Origin of the sequence: Pseudomonas sp. o96-267, assembly GCF_003935465.1 — a bacterium.
In the GTDB taxonomy this organism is placed as follows: Bacteria; Pseudomonadota; Gammaproteobacteria; order Pseudomonadales; family Pseudomonadaceae; genus Aquipseudomonas; species Aquipseudomonas sediminis.
In genome coordinates this window covers 22,629-36,656 of the sequence record NZ_RHQP01000044.1, presented here as the reverse complement: position 1 = coordinate 36,656, position 14,028 = coordinate 22,629, and the positions used below count along the sequence as shown (strand labels likewise).

Sequence of the window (14,028 nt, the reverse complement as noted above, 5' to 3'; positions counted from 1 at the left end):
CGCTGAGTTCGGTATAAGACATAGGGGCAGCACCGTACCGGAAAGGTCAGGTGTTGCACTCAGTTTTTGCCGCCGCCCGGTATAACTCCGCACACCCGCTGCCACACCGAAAACAACCATAATCAAATCAATCAGTTACAAAGCCCATGCGGCAGTTTTATTCACTTGACCTTTGCTTTTCACCCACGCTTTGCGGCGCGAGAGAATAAGGCTGAAAAGACGGGATGCGAACATAGCCACGCCAGCGAAAAAACCCGTATGTGCGGGCACATAAGGGTTGCAGCAATAGGATCGGCTTTCCCGATTACGCACCGCGATAACATATATCGCACTGCTCAAGCACTCTCCAACCCCACCCTTACCACCCCACTATCAATCGCCAAATGCACCAACTCCGCCTGCGAGCTGATCTGCAGTTTGTTCTTCACCAGGGTCTGGTAGTTGGACAAGGTCTTGGCGCTGATGCACAGCTTCTCGGCGATCTGCCGGGGTGGCAGGCCGCGGGCGAGCATGACGAAGATTTCGAACTCACGCTGGGTCAGTTCACGCAGGCGTGGGTCGAGGCCGTCGCTGCTGGCGGGGTTGCAGGCCAGTTGGGTGGCCAGTTGCTGCTCGATATAGGCGTGCCCGGCGGCGGTGCGTTTGACCGCTTCTACCAGCACTTCCGGCGAGGAGTTCTTGGTCAGGTAGCCGATGGCGCCGGCGTCCAGCGCCTGGCGTACCAAGGGCAGTTCGTCGTGCATGCTGAAGAACAGCACGCGCAGTTGCGGCAGGCGCTGGCGCAGGCGGCGAGTGGTTTCCAGACCACTGATGCCGGGTAGGCCAATGTCCATGATCACCAGGTTGGGAATCTCTTCCTGTACCCGCTGCAACGCCTGTTCACCATCACAGGCCTCGCGCAGTTGCACGTCTGGCAACAGGGCGCGCAGCAGGCTGGCGTAACCCTGGCGTACCACTGCGTGGTCATCTACCAGCAGAATCTTCATCGCGTTGCCTCCAGGGGAATATTCAGGCACAGCGCCCAGCCCGCTTGCGGGTGGCTGTGCAGACGCAGCTCGCCGCCCAGGCTGCGGCTGCGTTCGCGCATCGAGCGCAGGCCGATGCCGGGGCGCAGCGGCAGTGCAGTGCCCTGGCCGTTGTCACGCACCAGCAGACGCAGCCCTTGGCCACGGCGTTGCAAACGAATGCGTACCTCACTGGCATCGGCATGGCGGGCGACATTGGTCAGGGCCTCCTGCACCAGGCGATAGAGATGAGCCTTGCTCGCCAGCGGCAGGCTTGGCAGTTGTTCGCTCAGTTGCAAGCGGCAGCGAATGCCTTGCGCCTGCTGCCAATCGGCGGCCAGTTGCTGCAATGCCGGGCCGAGTTCCAGACGCTCCAGCACCACCGGGTAGAGGTCACGGATCAGGCTGCGAAAGCCCTGCTGCAGGCGCTCGCAGTTGTCGTCGAGCAGACGCGCGGTGTCCTGCACCTGCTGCGGCCGGTCGGCAATCACCTTGAGCAGGCAAGCCTGGGCGCGAATGCCGCTGAGGTATTGGCCAAGGTCATCATGCAAGGTCTGGCCGAGGCGCGTGCGCTCGCGCTCCTGCAACTCCAGCAGCGCCTGGGTCAGCTCGGCGTTGTCCGCCTGCACCTGTTGCAGGGTGATGGTCATCTCGTTGAAGTGCGCCGCCAGGTGCTTGGCCTCGGCCAGGCCGTGGTCGTGCAAGCGCGTATCGAAGTGACCGGCACCGACCTGACGCAGGCCGGCGAGCAACTCGTCCAGCACACACCGGGCCCGGCACACGGCAAAGCGAATGGTCAGCAGGCTGAGGATCAGGGCGAAGGCGCTGAGCAACAACAGTTGCAGCAGCGAGTCCTGGATTTCCTCGATTTCGTCATAGGGGTCGAGGGCGATATGCAACTCGCGGCCATCCTCCAGCGGCCAGGCATCGGCCACCAGTGAAGCCGAGCCCAGCAGGCGCTCGGCGATCCAGTGCTCGATGAGGCTTTCGGTCTGCTGCTCGGGCTCTTCGCCCGGTCGCAGCCAGCTCACGCGGATATGCCGCAGGTTCTCGGTCAGTTCCGGGCGCAGGCTGCCGGGGTTGCTGCGCGCCACTTCACCGAGGTATTCCACGACCGCTTCGGCGGCCTGTAGCTCGCGCTGCACATCGTGGCTGGCCTGGCGCAACAGCAGCGCCAGCCCGGCCAGGGTCACCAGCCCGAACAGCAGGCTGACGCCGAGATTGATACGGCCCAGGGCAGTCATCTACTTGGCCGCGCTATTTGACGACGAAGTGACCGAGCATGCCCTTGCCTTCCAGGCCTTTGGCGTAGAAGCGGTATTTGCCCGGTTTGACCGGCAGGAAGAAGATCTCCGCCTCGCCAGCCTCTTCGAACTCCAGTTCAGTGAGGGTGACCGCCTTGATCTCCACGCCACCCGCCTCGACCTTGCGCAGGTAGATGGAAGTGGCGAACTCCGGCGCCTGGAAGGCGTATTCCTTCTGCCCGCTGGCAATGATTTTGAGCTGGTAGGCCTGGCCGGTTTCCAGCTGGTACTCGGCCTGCGACATGAAGTAGTCGCTGTCGTCGTTACCCAGCACCAGGTCAGGCAATGCCACCGGGCGGCGGGTCATGTCACCGGCGGCGTGCAATTGATCGACACCGAGCAGGCTGATGATCAGCAACAGCGGCAGTAGCAGAGCCTTGAAAATACGCATGGCGTTCACCTGTTCTTGTTATTGGACGTTGCCTGCCATGCTAGGAAGTAACGCCTTGCGCCGGGTTACTACCTTGGTACTGACGCGCTGGTACTTTGGGCATATTTCCCGGCAGCTGCGGGCTGACTGCCCAGCACGACCGCCCTACCCGCCACCATTGATGCATCCATTCGCCACCATCGAGTTAGATACCCCACGCACTGGGCTTGTTAGCCTCCATTGCTCGCGTCTAACCACTGGAGGATCACCATGCGTCAACTTGCCGGCCTGTTGCTGGGCGCGCTGTTGAGTACGCCGCTGAGCGCCAGCGACGACGAACAGACGCGCATTGCTCGCGAGATGATCCAGGTGCTGGACGCTTACGCGGTGTACAAAATGGGCGACTTCGACGAAGCCTTCGAGCGCTATCGCCGGCTCGCCGAAGCCGGTAACCGCCAGGGCATGCTCAACCTGGGCAACATGCACGCCGCAGGTCTCGGTACCCGGACCGATCTGGGGCAGGCGTTGAGCTGGTACCGACGCGCAGCTGATGCGGGCGACGCTATCGGCATGTATGAAGTGGCCCGCGCCCACGACATCGGGCTCGGTACGCCAGCTGACCCCGACGAGGCGCTACGCTGGTATCAGCGTGCCGCCGAGCAGGACAACGCCGACGCCCAGTGGGCGCTGGGCGAGCGCCTTTACCAGCAGGGCCAGCACGCCAATGGCCTGAGCTGGATTCGCGCTGCGGCCAGGCAAGGCGAACATGCGCAGGCCCAGCAGTTTCTTGCCGCGCTGGACGGTGATGGCGTTGCCGCCATCCAACCCAATAACGAACAACGCCAAGCGGTACTGGCCGCACTCAGCCTGATCGACCAGGCGGCGCAGCGCCGTGACGTTGACGCGCTGGTGGCGTTGATCCGCGATGACGCCCAAATACAGGTGCGCCTGCCGCAGTCACGTAGCTGGCAAGCGTTGAGCAAGGCGCAGCTGCGTGCATTGTGGCAACAAACATTCGCCCAGACAGATCGCTATCACTACCAACGTAACGAACCAGAACTGCTGAGTACTGATGATGGGATCCTGGCCTTCTCGCTGATTCGCGAAACGCTGGCACGCGGCGAACGTACGCAGCAGCTGGAAATCCACGAGAGCGCCCGACTGCAACTCCTTGAGGGCAGGGCAAGCATCTACGGTCTGCGCCTGGATATCCGCCAGCGGGGCGAGTGAGCACGACACACCGCCACCCTGAAGAGCTACTACCTTCGTACGTGTCCGGCGCTACCTTGGGCATATTTCCCGAGCCGTAAGCGCTTCCTATGCTGGCGACACCCTTTGCAGGAGTCGTCCCATGCACCGGATCAGTTGCCGCTTGTTGTTCTGCCTCGCTGCCACATTCAGCTTGGTGGCCGAAGCCAGCGCGAACGAGCTGCAGGTGCGCATCGGCTACCTGGCTCATCAACCACCACGCGGGCCATTGCTGTCCAACGTCATCCCCGAACCGCTGGACGCCGGCCGCCGCGGCGCGGAGCTGGCGATCATCGATAGCAACAGCACCGGGCGCTTCCTCAAGCAGAAGTTCGAACTGCAAAGCGCCGAGAGCGAGGATGCAACCGAGCTGCTTGCTGCCGCCGAACAACAGCATAAGGCCGGCATTCGCCTGTTCGTGATCAACGCCCCAGCCGATACCCTGCGCCTGCTCAGCGCGCGCCTGCCGGACAGCCTGCTGCTCAACGCCGGCAGCGCCGACGACGGCCTGCGCCGCGAGCAATGCCTGGGCAACGTGCTGCACACCCTGCCCAGCCGCGCCATGCTGGCCGACGCCCTGGCGCAGTTTCTTGCCGTGCGCAAATGGACGCGCTGGCTGCTGGTCACCGGCAGCACCGAGGACGACCTCGCCTACGCCGAGGCGCTCAAGCGCGCCGCCAAACGCTTCGGCCACAAGATCGTCGCCGAGAAGCCGTGGAGCTTCGACAACGACCAGCGCCGCAGCGCCCAGGCGGAAATGCCGCTGTTCACCCAGGCCAGTGAGTACGACGTGGTGCTGGTGGCCGACGAGCGCGGCGACTTCGGCGAATACCTGCCCTACAACACCTGGTTTCCGCGCCCGGTGGCCGGAACCCAGGGCCTGACCCCGACCGCCTGGCACAAAACGGTGGAAACCTTTGGCGCCGCGCAGTTGCAGAAACGCTTCGAGGAGCTGGCCGGCCGCTGGATGAACGACCGCGACTTCGCCGCCTGGATGGCCGTGCGCAGCTTGGCCACGGCCATCACCAAGCAGCGCACCGCCGAGCCGCAGGGCATTCGTCATCTGCTGCTGAACGAACAACTGCCGCTGGACGGCTTCAAGGGCCGCAAGTTGAGCTTCCGGCCGTGGAACGGCGAGCTGCGCCAACCGATTCCGCTGGTGCACCCGCGCGCCCTGGTCAGCACCTCGCCGCAGGACGGTTTTCTCCATCCCATCAATGAGATGGACAGCCTTGGTTACGACCGGCCCGAGGTTGGCTGTGATCTGGCGGGTATGTCCCGGTAGGAGAACACCTGTGGGAGGGGCTTTAGCCGCGAGAGTCGCCGCTTAAGCGCCTCCCACAAAAGCACCGGCTGCCAACAACTACAACAAGAGGATCAACCCCATGCAACTGACCCGTCTTGCCTGCGCCGTCGCTTTCGGCCTGGCCTGCCACTCGGTATTCGCCGCCACTGCCTACGTGTCCAACGAGAAGGACGACAGCATCAGCGTCATCGACCTCGACAGCCTGGAGGTCACCGCCACTCTCGATGTCGGCATGCGCCCGCGTGGGCTGCTGCTGTCTTCCGACAACAAGCTCTTGTACATCTGCGCCAGCGACTCGGACCGCGTGCAGGTGATGGACCTGGCCACGCGCAAGATCATCAAGGAGCTGCCCTCCGGCGCCGACCCCGAGCAGTTCGCCCTGCACCCCAACGACCGCTGGCTGTATATCTCCAACGAGGACGATGCCCTTGTCACCGTGGTCGACACCCAGAGCGACGAGGTGCTGGCGCAGATCGAAGTCGGCGTGGAGCCCGAAGGCATGGCGGTGAGCCCCGACGGCAAGTGGGCGGTCAACACCAGCGAAACCACCAACATGCTGCATTGGATCGATACCAGCACCAATCAACTGGTAGACAACACCCTGGTCGACCAGCGCCCGCGCCATGTCGAGTTCGACAAGGACGGCAAACGTCTGTGGGCCTCGGCCGAGATCGGCGGTACGGTGACGGTGCTGGACGTCGACTCGCGTCAGGTGCTCAAGGTGCTCAACTTCGCCATCAAGGGCGTGCACCAGGACAAGGTGCAACCGGTCGGGGTCAAGCTGACCGACGACGGCAAGTACGCCTTCGTAGCCCTCGGCCCGGCCAACCATGTGGCGGTGGTGGATGCCAAGACCTACGAGATTCTCGACTACCTGCTGGTGGGCCGGCGCGTCTGGCATCTGGCACTCACTCCGGATCAGAAGCGCCTGCTGACTACCAACGGCGTTAGCGGCGACGTATCGGTGATCGACGTCGATACGCTCAAGGTGACCAAGTCGATCAAGGTCGGCCGCTACCCCTGGGGCGTGGTGGTGACGCCATGAACGCCTTGGAGGTGAGCGGCGTCGGTTTCGCCTATGGCGCCCGCCAGGCGCTCAACGAGCTGGCCTTCGAGCTGGCACCTGGCCGCTTTGGTGCCCTGCTCGGCCCCAATGGCGCCGGCAAGTCCACCCTGATCGCTCTGCTCACCCGCCTGTACGACCTGCAGCAGGGCGACATCCGTATCTTCGGCCACAGCCTGCGCGAGCAGCCGCGCCAGGCGCTGCGCCAGCTCGGCGTGGTGTTCCAGCAGAGCACGCTGGATCTCGACCTTTCGGTGCAACAGAACCTCGCCTACCACGCCGCGCTGCACGGCATGCCGCGCCGCGAGGCGCAGGCGCGTATCGACGAGGAGCTGTTGCGCCAGGATCTCGCCGAACGTCGTCACGACAAGGTGCGCACGCTCAACGGAGGCCACCGTCGCCGCGTGGAAATTGCCCGCGCCTTGCTCCACCAGCCGCGCCTGCTGCTGCTCGACGAAGCCAGCGCCGGGCTCGACCCAGCCAGCCGCCTGGCGCTGGGCCGGCACGTGCGCAACCTGTGCCGCGAGCAGGAGTTGTGCGTGTTGTGGACGACCCACCTGCTGGATGAAATCGAGCCCAGCGACGACCTGCTGATCCTCCATCGCGGCGCGCGCGTGGCCTGGGGCAAGGCCAGCCAGTTCGGCGACGACCTGGCCATCAGCTTCGCTCGCCTCACCGGCGACGAGGCGCTTGGCCGTGGCCATGTGCGCGAGGCGCTACGGCCGAAGCGTGCCGGCGAATTTGGCGATGATGAAACGGCCCCGGTGCGCACGGCGCACCCTACGCGAGGTGCTCGCTGATGACCGCCTATTGGGAATGCCTGCGTGGCATCGTCCTGCGCGAATGGCTGCGCTTCGTGTTGCAGCGCTCACGCTTTCTCAGCGCCCTGGTGCGCCCGTTGCTGTGGCTACTGGTGTTCGCCGCTGGCTTTCGCGCCGCGCTGGGCATCGCCATCATCGAGCCGTACGACACCTACATCACCTACGACACCTATATCGTGCCGGGCCTGGCCTGCATGATCCTGCTGTTCAACGGCATGCAGGGCTCGCTGTCGATGGTCTACGACCGCGAGATGGGCAGCATGCGCGTGCTGCTCACCAGCCCGCTGCCGCGCGCCTTCCTGCTGGTGGCCAAGCTGCTGGCCACGGCGCTGATCTCGCTGCTGCAGGTTTATGCCTTCCTCGCCATCGCCTGGGTCTATGGCGTGCAACCACCAGCCTGGGGCCTGCTCGCGGCGCTGCCGGCGCTACTTTTGGTGGCGTTGCTGCTCAGCGCGCTTGGGCTGCTGCTGTCCAACGGCATTAGGCAGCTGGAGAACTTCGCGGGGGTGATGAATTTCGTCATTTTTCCGATGTTCTTCCTGTCGTCTGCACTGTACCCGCTGTGGAAAATGCGCGAGTCCAGCGAGTGGCTGTACTGGCTGTGTGCGTTCAACCCCTTCACCCATGCGGTGGAGTTGGTGCGCAATGCGCTGTACCTGCGCCTGCATGTCGAGGCGCTGCTGATCTGCGCCGGCCTCACCGTGCTGCTGACGCTGCTCGCCGTAGTCAGCTTCAATCCGCAACATGCTGCGCTGCGCAAGGCGGGTTAAAGCCGCAGGGCGGCTTCGTTCGTAGGGCGGGCTCAGGAGCGAAGCGAACAGCCCGCCGATATTCGTAGACTCGCAAATCTGATGGCGTACTGCTTCCCGAGCGGCCGGCGCACCGGGACGCCCTACGTTGCTGACTCTGGTGCTCACCTGCTCGCCTTGGCTACCTTCAACACGCAGCCCGCAGGGCGGTCGGACGCCCTACATTGCATGCAAGGCGAACCGACCTTTTCTACTACTTTGGTACTGGTTTTCCTCTCCAACGTAGAATTCCCAAGCCCGCGACCATGGCCTGTAATACCGCTACAAAAATAAGTAGAGACCTTGCCATGAAGTACCGTCTGCCCGTGCAAGCAGGCCTGATGCTCGCCTCCCTTCTGTTGGTCTGCGTCGTGCGTGCCGAAGAGCTGTTCGATGCCGACGGCTATCGCAGCAGCCAGTACCGCAGCCCCACGCCTTCCAGTCTGGAAGGCGTACAGATCGTCGATACTCCCGCCCTGCAGAAGCTGCTTGCCGAGCGCCCGGATACCCGCCTGATCGATGTTTATCGACGCCCCTTCGTGCAAGACCGCTTCGTCGAGGACGCGCCCCACGCCAACCTGCCCGGCAGCCTGTGGCTGGCCAACGTCGGCGACGGCAACCTGGCCCCACAATGGCAGCGCTACTTCACCCACTACCTGCACCAGCAGAGCCGTGGCGACGTGCGCCAGCCCTTCGTATTCTACTGCCGCTCCGACTGCTGGCTGAGCTGGAACGCCGCGCGCCGCGCCCATGCCATGGGCTATCGCCAGCTCTACTGGTACCGTGACGGCGTCGATGCCTGGGAACAGGCCGGCCTGCCCCTGGAGCCCGCAAAACCCGCCGAACTGCCTGCTGCTTTCCTCACGCCCACTGCCACACCATAATCACAACAACGAGGTGCAAGGCCATGTACAAGATTCTGATTGCCGACGACCATCCGCTGTTTCGTGAAGCCATCCATAACGTCATCGCCGACGGGTTTCCCGGCAGCGAGATCATGGAAACCGCCGACCTGGACAGCGCCCTGGAGCTGACCCAGAGCCACGACGACCTGGATCTGATCCTGCTCGACCTGAACATGCCCGGCATGCATGGCCTGAGCGGGCTGATGAACCTGCGCAACGAGGCGCCAACCATCCCGGTGGTGATCGTTTCGGCCGAGCAGGACAAGCAGATCGTGCTGCAGGCCATCACCTATGGCGCAGTGGGCTTCATCACCAAGTCTTCACCGCGTGCGCAGATGACCGACGCCATCGCGCAGATTCTCGACGGCAACGTTTATCTACCGCCGGACATTATCCGTTCGCAGAAAAGCGGCAGTTCACGGCATCACCACGACAACCACAGCATCGCCCCGGAGCTGCTGCAGGCGCTGACGCGCAAGCAACTGTTGGTGCTCGAGCGGATGACCAAGGGCGAGTCGAACAAGCAGATCGCCTACAGCCTGGATATCGCCGAAACCACGGTCAAAGCCCACGTCTCGGCTATCCTGCGCAAGCTCAACGTGCATAACCGCGTGCAGGCGATCCTTTCGGCCGGCGATATCGATTTCGCCTCCTATCTGCGGCGCTAGCTCCTGAAGAGTGACCGTCAATCCCGCGCGCAACACCTGGGCTCCCGCCTTCGCGGGAGTGACGAACGAGGTTGTTCTGACTCCCGTCATCAAGCCGTGCTAAAACGGCGGCCTCACCGATTGGAGTCCACCATGCACATCCGCCCCTTCCGGCTCGCTGACGAAGCCGCCGTCATTGATCTCTGGCAACGCTGCGACCTGACCCGCCCGTGGAACGACCCGCACAAGGACATCCAGCGCAAGCTGCAGGTTCAGCCCGAGCTGTTTCTGGTGGGTGAGATCGACGGCAAGCTGGTGGCATCGGCCATGGCCGGCTACGAGGGGCATCGCGGCTGGGTCAACTACCTGGCGGTGTGCCCGGAGCAACGCCAGCAGGGCCTGGCCCGTCAGTTAATGGCGTATATCGAAGAACAGTTGCTCGCTTTGGGCTGCCCCAAGCTCAGCCTGCAGGTGCGCGACACCAACGCAGCGGCATTGGCCTTCTACGAGCGGCTTGGCTACAAGATCGACGCCTCGGTCAGTCTGGGCAAGCGACTGATCGCGGATGATTGACGAGGCGCCCTTACCGTAGCCCGGATGAAATCCGGGGTAGAACGGCGTGATCGTTCCCGGATTACATCCGGGCTACGGGCTCGCCTCGGTGCGCGCAGCGCACCCTACAGGAGGATCGACGCAGTGTCGTAGGGTGGATCACGCTGTACCGATCCACCGCTGCGGTGGATGTAAAAAGCGACATCCACCCTACCGTTCCTGCGCTCTGCTCGCTCGGGTAAACCCTAGGGTGCGCCGTGCGCACCGGATTTCAAGCCCCCGCCCCACGCTCCATCAGATGACTCATCGCCGCCTTCAGCTTCATCGGCCGCACTGGTTTGTGCAGCAGGCTGTGGCCCAGCTCGCGCATCTGCTGCTTGAGCTCGTTGCTGTAGTTGGCGGTGATCATCAGCGCCGGTAGCGGCGTGCTGCGCCGGGCGTTGATCTGCGCCACCGCGTCGACGCCATTGCGCTCGTCGTCGAGGTGGTAGTCGGCGATCAGCAGGTCGGCCTCGGCGTGGTAGTTGTCCACCTGGCACGCCAGGTCCTCTTCACTCAGCGCAGTAACCACCCGGCAGCCCCAGCCTTCAAGCAGCGTGCGCATGCCGGCGCAGATCGCCGCGTCGTTATCCAGCACCCAGACCCGCGCGCCGCTGAGGCGTTCGAGCAACAGATCCGGGCTGTCCTGCACGGCACGCACACGCGGCGCACGGCGGGTCAGCGGCACCTCGACGGCAAACATCGAGCCCCTGCCCTGCTGCGACGCTACGCGGATGCGATGGCCGAGCATGCCCGCAATCTTCTCGACGATCGCCAGGCCCAGGCCCAGGCCGCGATCCTGCTTGCGCTGCACGTTATCGCCGCGTTTGAACTCCTGGAAAATTTCCACCAGCTTGTCCTGGGCGATACCGATGCCGGTGTCCCAGACTTCGATGGAGAGGCTATTGCCGCGCCGCCGGCAACCCAGCAGGATGCGCCCGCTGGCGGTGTAGCGAATGGCGTTGCTGAGGAAGTTGCGCAGAATCCGCGCCAGCAGTTGCACGTCGCTGCGCACCAGGGCCGAGCTGGGCAGGTAATCCAGGCGCAGGCCTTCGCTGCGGGCGATCTGGTGATACTCGGCGGCCAGGTTCTCCAGCAGCTCGCTGACGGCGAATGGTGCGATATCAGGCTTGATCACCCCGGCATCGAGCTTGGAAATGTCCACCAGCGTGCCGAGCAGACTTTCCACGTCTTCCAGCGAGTTGCTGACGTTGCGCACCAGCGGCGCACAGCCTGACAGGTCGCGTTTCTCCAACAAGGCACTGGTGAACAGCCGTGCTGCGTTGAGCGGCTGAAGCAGGTCATGGCTGACCGCGGCGAGGAACTTGGTCTTGGACAGGTTGGCCTGCTCGGCCTCGCCCTTGGCATCGCGCAGGCGCGCTTCCATCTGCGTGCGCTCGTCGATCTCGCGGCGCAGCTGGTCGTTCACCGTGGTCAGCTCGGCGGTGCGCTCGCGTACGCGCTGTTCCAGATGTTGATAGGCCTGGTGCAATGCCTCGGCCGTGCGGCGACGCTCGGTGATATCGCGGATCAGCACGAAGATGCCGACCACCTCGCCACTGGCCTGACGGTTGGGCACGTAGGAACGCAGCATGTAGCGCTCCTGGCCGTTATGGTTGGTTTCGGCGAATTCGAAGGTCACGCTCTCGCCGGACAGCGCCAGTTCGACGTAGGGCTCCAGGCGCTGGCAATGCTCCTCGCTGTGTACTTCACGCAGGCTCTGGCCAAGCATGGCGCCGCGCGGCCAGCAGTACCATTCCTCGTAGACCTTGTTGGTGAATTCGTAGACCAGGTCGGCCGACAGGTAGGCGATCAACGCCGGCACGTGGTCGGTGATCAGGCGAATCCAGCGCTCGCTGTCGCTCAGTGCCTGGGCCTGGCGATGGCGCTCGGTGATATCGGTGAAGGTATTGACGAAGCCGCCGGTGGGCAGCGGATGAGTACGCACTTCCAACATGCGCCCGTCGAACAGACGCACCTCCACCTGGCGCAGCGGTTTGCCGCTGGCATCGCGGCTGTCCGGGGTCAGCGGCTCAAGTTCGCTTTCCGCCATCACTTCGGCGAACGGCCGATGGGCGTTGATCGGCGCCAGCCCGCAGAGTTCGAGGAAACGGTGGTTCCACAACTCCAGCGCGCCCTCGGCATTGACCATGGCCATGCCCTGCGACAGGTTGTCGACCGCGCGCTGCAGCAGGCGCGACTTCTGCGCCAGGGCCTGCTCGCGGCGCAGCGCCTCGCTTTGCTTCACCTCGGTGATGTCGGTGTAGAGAATCACCAGCCCACCCTCGCGGGTCGGCCGCTCGCTGACCTGCACCCAGCGCCCGTCCTGCAGGCGGAACAGGCTCGGCTCGCCCTCCTTGCCCAGCTGCGCTTCTACCACCAGGCCGGTGCTGCGGCTCAGCCGGCGAATTTCTTCCAGCCGCGTGCCGGTGCCGATGCGCGCGCGGCTGCGCGCCCAAAGCGCCTTGAAACGACTGTTGAACAGCACGATGCGCTGGCGATCATCGAACAGCACGAAGGCATCGGAGATGCTCTCGATGGCATCGATCAAATGCTGGTGCGCAGTCTCGGCACGCAAGCGCGCATCGCTGAGCAACTGGTTGCTGGATTTCAGTTCGGCCATCGCCTGGTTCAGCGCATCGGTGCGCTCGCGCACCTGCTCGGACAGCACCACCGAATGCTGGAAGGCCGCGTAGGCGTCGTCGCCACGGGAATGGATCGACTCGACCCGCTCGATCAGCGCGGCGTTGATACGCCGGAGCTTGGCGTTTTCCTGCTCCAGCGCCGTACAGCGTGCCTGCAGCTCAGCGCTCGGCACGCCCAACAGGTCGGCCAATGGCGACACCGGTGAAGGTCTGGTTGATGTGCATGCCATTGAACTGCTCTCCGTAGGTGTTGAAGCCGATCACCCGCTGCTGGCGCAGTAGTGTGGCGACCGACTCGACGCCGCCATCGTTCTCGATCTCCAGGCGGCGCAGGAAGCAGTCGCAGCCGATGGTCAGCAGCAGCGGACCGAGACGCTGCTCCAGCCCGGCGAACAGCTGCTGCAGGTTGGGCAACAGCGGGCCCGGACGCATGGCAGTAAGGACGATGCCGTTCTCCACCGCGCAGTAGAAGGTCAGGCTGAGGTCGTCGTGCACCTGCTGGATCGAGCGCACGTAGTAGTGATCGCTGATGCGCACTGCCAGCGGATAGGCGGCGAACGCGCGCAGATCCAGCGCCTCGACCGGTAGACCGATCAGCTCGGCATATTCCTGCGCGGCCGGCGCGGCATTGAGCTCGTACACCCGCCGTGTGGCACTGTCAGCACGGGTCACCACCAGCTTTTCCGCACTGGGCTGGATGTGATGGGTGCTGAACACCTCGAACTCCAGCCAGGTGTTGAACAGCACCACCACCGCCGCACCGCTGTGGAAGCGCCCGCCGTGATAGACGTGGGTATGGGTCAGGTGGTTATCGTCGCCGGCCGAGCCACCGAAGTGCGGGATGCTGCCCAGCGCCGCGCTGAGTGCGCCGAGCACCAGTTCTTCGCGGCTGGACAAGCCATCGAGCAGGGTCAGGGCGAAGCTGTGGCCCTTGATCGAGGCCAGCTCGTTGCTGCGGCAATCCTTGACCAGACCATCGACCAATTGCTGCGCGTCGAGCAGATTGAAGCGCTCCATCTCGTCGATCAGTACGCTGGCGATGGAGAAGCAGCGCAGGTCGAAGCCCAGCGCCACCACGCAGCCACGGCCATAGCCCTGCGGAGTGATCTCGCCAGCGCTGGTACAGCCCACCAGGCTGACTCCACCGAAGTGCGCCTCCAGCGCCTGACCGAGACCGTCGAGATCGTATTCGGCCGAGCAGAAGAACAGCACGAAGCCGAGATAAGGGTGGATCAGCTGGCGCGCCAGTTCCTGGGCGGCCAATTCCACATCCCTCGTGCTGGATACGGCGCTGAGCACCCCCTCCGACTGTTCCAAGGCCATATCACGCCCCAAT

Annotated in this window: 13 protein-coding genes; 8 read left to right on the top strand and 5 right to left on the bottom strand. The window is 64.0% G+C overall.

From position 1 onward, the window contains the following. Nucleotides 1-335: 335 nt before the first annotated feature. The 3 genes from EGJ86_RS22460 to EGJ86_RS22450 are packed head-to-tail and all read right to left on the bottom strand — an operon-like array spanning nucleotide 336 to nucleotide 2,699. Nucleotides 336-986, bottom strand: coding sequence for a response regulator transcription factor (locus EGJ86_RS22460; RefSeq protein ID WP_125836697.1), 651 nt, complete (start codon nucleotides 984-986; stop codon nucleotides 336-338). After that, nucleotides 983-2,248, bottom strand: coding sequence for a histidine kinase (locus EGJ86_RS22455; RefSeq protein ID WP_125836696.1), 1,266 nt, complete (start codon nucleotides 2,246-2,248; stop codon nucleotides 983-985). Before EGJ86_RS22455 ends, EGJ86_RS22460 begins: the two co-directional genes overlap by 4 nt. A 13-nt stretch (nucleotides 2,249-2,261) precedes the next feature. Continuing rightward, a complete protein-coding gene (locus EGJ86_RS22450; RefSeq protein ID WP_125836695.1) occupies nucleotides 2,262-2,699 on the bottom strand; it encodes a copper-binding protein in 438 nt (145 codons plus the stop codon). Between the two features lie 249 nt (nucleotides 2,700-2,948). Between EGJ86_RS22450 and EGJ86_RS22445 the strand changes: the two genes are divergently transcribed. The 8 genes from EGJ86_RS22445 (at nucleotide 2,949) to EGJ86_RS22410 (ending at nucleotide 10,029) form a co-directional block, all read left to right on the top strand. Further along, a complete protein-coding gene (locus EGJ86_RS22445; RefSeq protein WP_125836694.1) occupies nucleotides 2,949-3,908 on the top strand; it encodes a tetratricopeptide repeat protein in 960 nt (319 codons plus the stop codon). 121 nt (nucleotides 3,909-4,029) lie between these two features. Beyond that, on the top strand, nucleotides 4,030-5,211 hold the full coding sequence (locus EGJ86_RS22440; RefSeq protein WP_125836693.1) for an ABC transporter substrate-binding protein: 1,182 nt from the start codon (nucleotides 4,030-4,032) through the stop codon (nucleotides 5,209-5,211). 100 nt (nucleotides 5,212-5,311) lie between these two features. After that, complete coding sequence (locus EGJ86_RS22435; protein ID WP_125836692.1) at nucleotides 5,312-6,277, top strand: YVTN family beta-propeller repeat protein; 966 nt, start codon at nucleotides 5,312-5,314, stop codon at nucleotides 6,275-6,277. Further along, on the top strand, nucleotides 6,274-7,095 hold the full coding sequence (locus EGJ86_RS22430) for an ABC transporter ATP-binding protein (RefSeq protein ID WP_125836691.1): 822 nt from the start codon (nucleotides 6,274-6,276) through the stop codon (nucleotides 7,093-7,095). The genes EGJ86_RS22435 and EGJ86_RS22430 overlap by 4 nt, the downstream gene beginning before the upstream one ends. Further along, nucleotides 7,095-7,886 (top strand): ABC transporter permease, encoded by a 792-nt coding sequence (locus tag EGJ86_RS22425; RefSeq protein ID WP_125836690.1) that lies wholly within the window; start codon nucleotides 7,095-7,097, stop codon nucleotides 7,884-7,886. Before EGJ86_RS22430 ends, EGJ86_RS22425 begins: the two co-directional genes overlap by 1 nt. 326 nt (nucleotides 7,887-8,212) lie before the next feature. Continuing rightward, a complete protein-coding gene (locus tag EGJ86_RS22420) occupies nucleotides 8,213-8,788 on the top strand; it encodes a PQQ-dependent catabolism-associated CXXCW motif protein (RefSeq protein WP_125836689.1) in 576 nt (191 codons plus the stop codon). A 23-nt stretch (nucleotides 8,789-8,811) separates the two neighbouring features. After that, nucleotides 8,812-9,477: a response regulator transcription factor gene (locus tag EGJ86_RS22415; RefSeq protein ID WP_125836688.1), complete on the top strand. Its 666-nt coding sequence runs from the start codon at nucleotides 8,812-8,814 to the stop codon at nucleotides 9,475-9,477. Between the two features lie 132 nt (nucleotides 9,478-9,609). After that, entirely contained in the window at nucleotides 9,610-10,029 is a 420-nt protein-coding gene (locus EGJ86_RS22410) for a GNAT family acetyltransferase (RefSeq protein WP_125836687.1), read from the top strand. Nucleotides 10,030-10,279: 250 nt separating this feature from the next. Here EGJ86_RS22410 and nahK read toward each other — a convergent pair whose 3' ends face one another. Continuing rightward, nucleotides 10,280-12,922: a hybrid sensor histidine kinase/response regulator NahK/ErcS' gene (gene nahK / locus EGJ86_RS22405; protein WP_177432921.1), complete on the bottom strand. Its 2,643-nt coding sequence runs from the start codon at nucleotides 12,920-12,922 to the stop codon at nucleotides 10,280-10,282. After that, nucleotides 12,852-14,015: a nitric oxide-sensing protein NosP gene (nosP, locus tag EGJ86_RS22400; RefSeq protein ID WP_125836685.1), complete on the bottom strand. Its 1,164-nt coding sequence runs from the start codon at nucleotides 14,013-14,015 to the stop codon at nucleotides 12,852-12,854. Before nosP ends, nahK begins: the two co-directional genes overlap by 71 nt. Nucleotides 14,016-14,028: the final 13 nt, after the last annotated feature.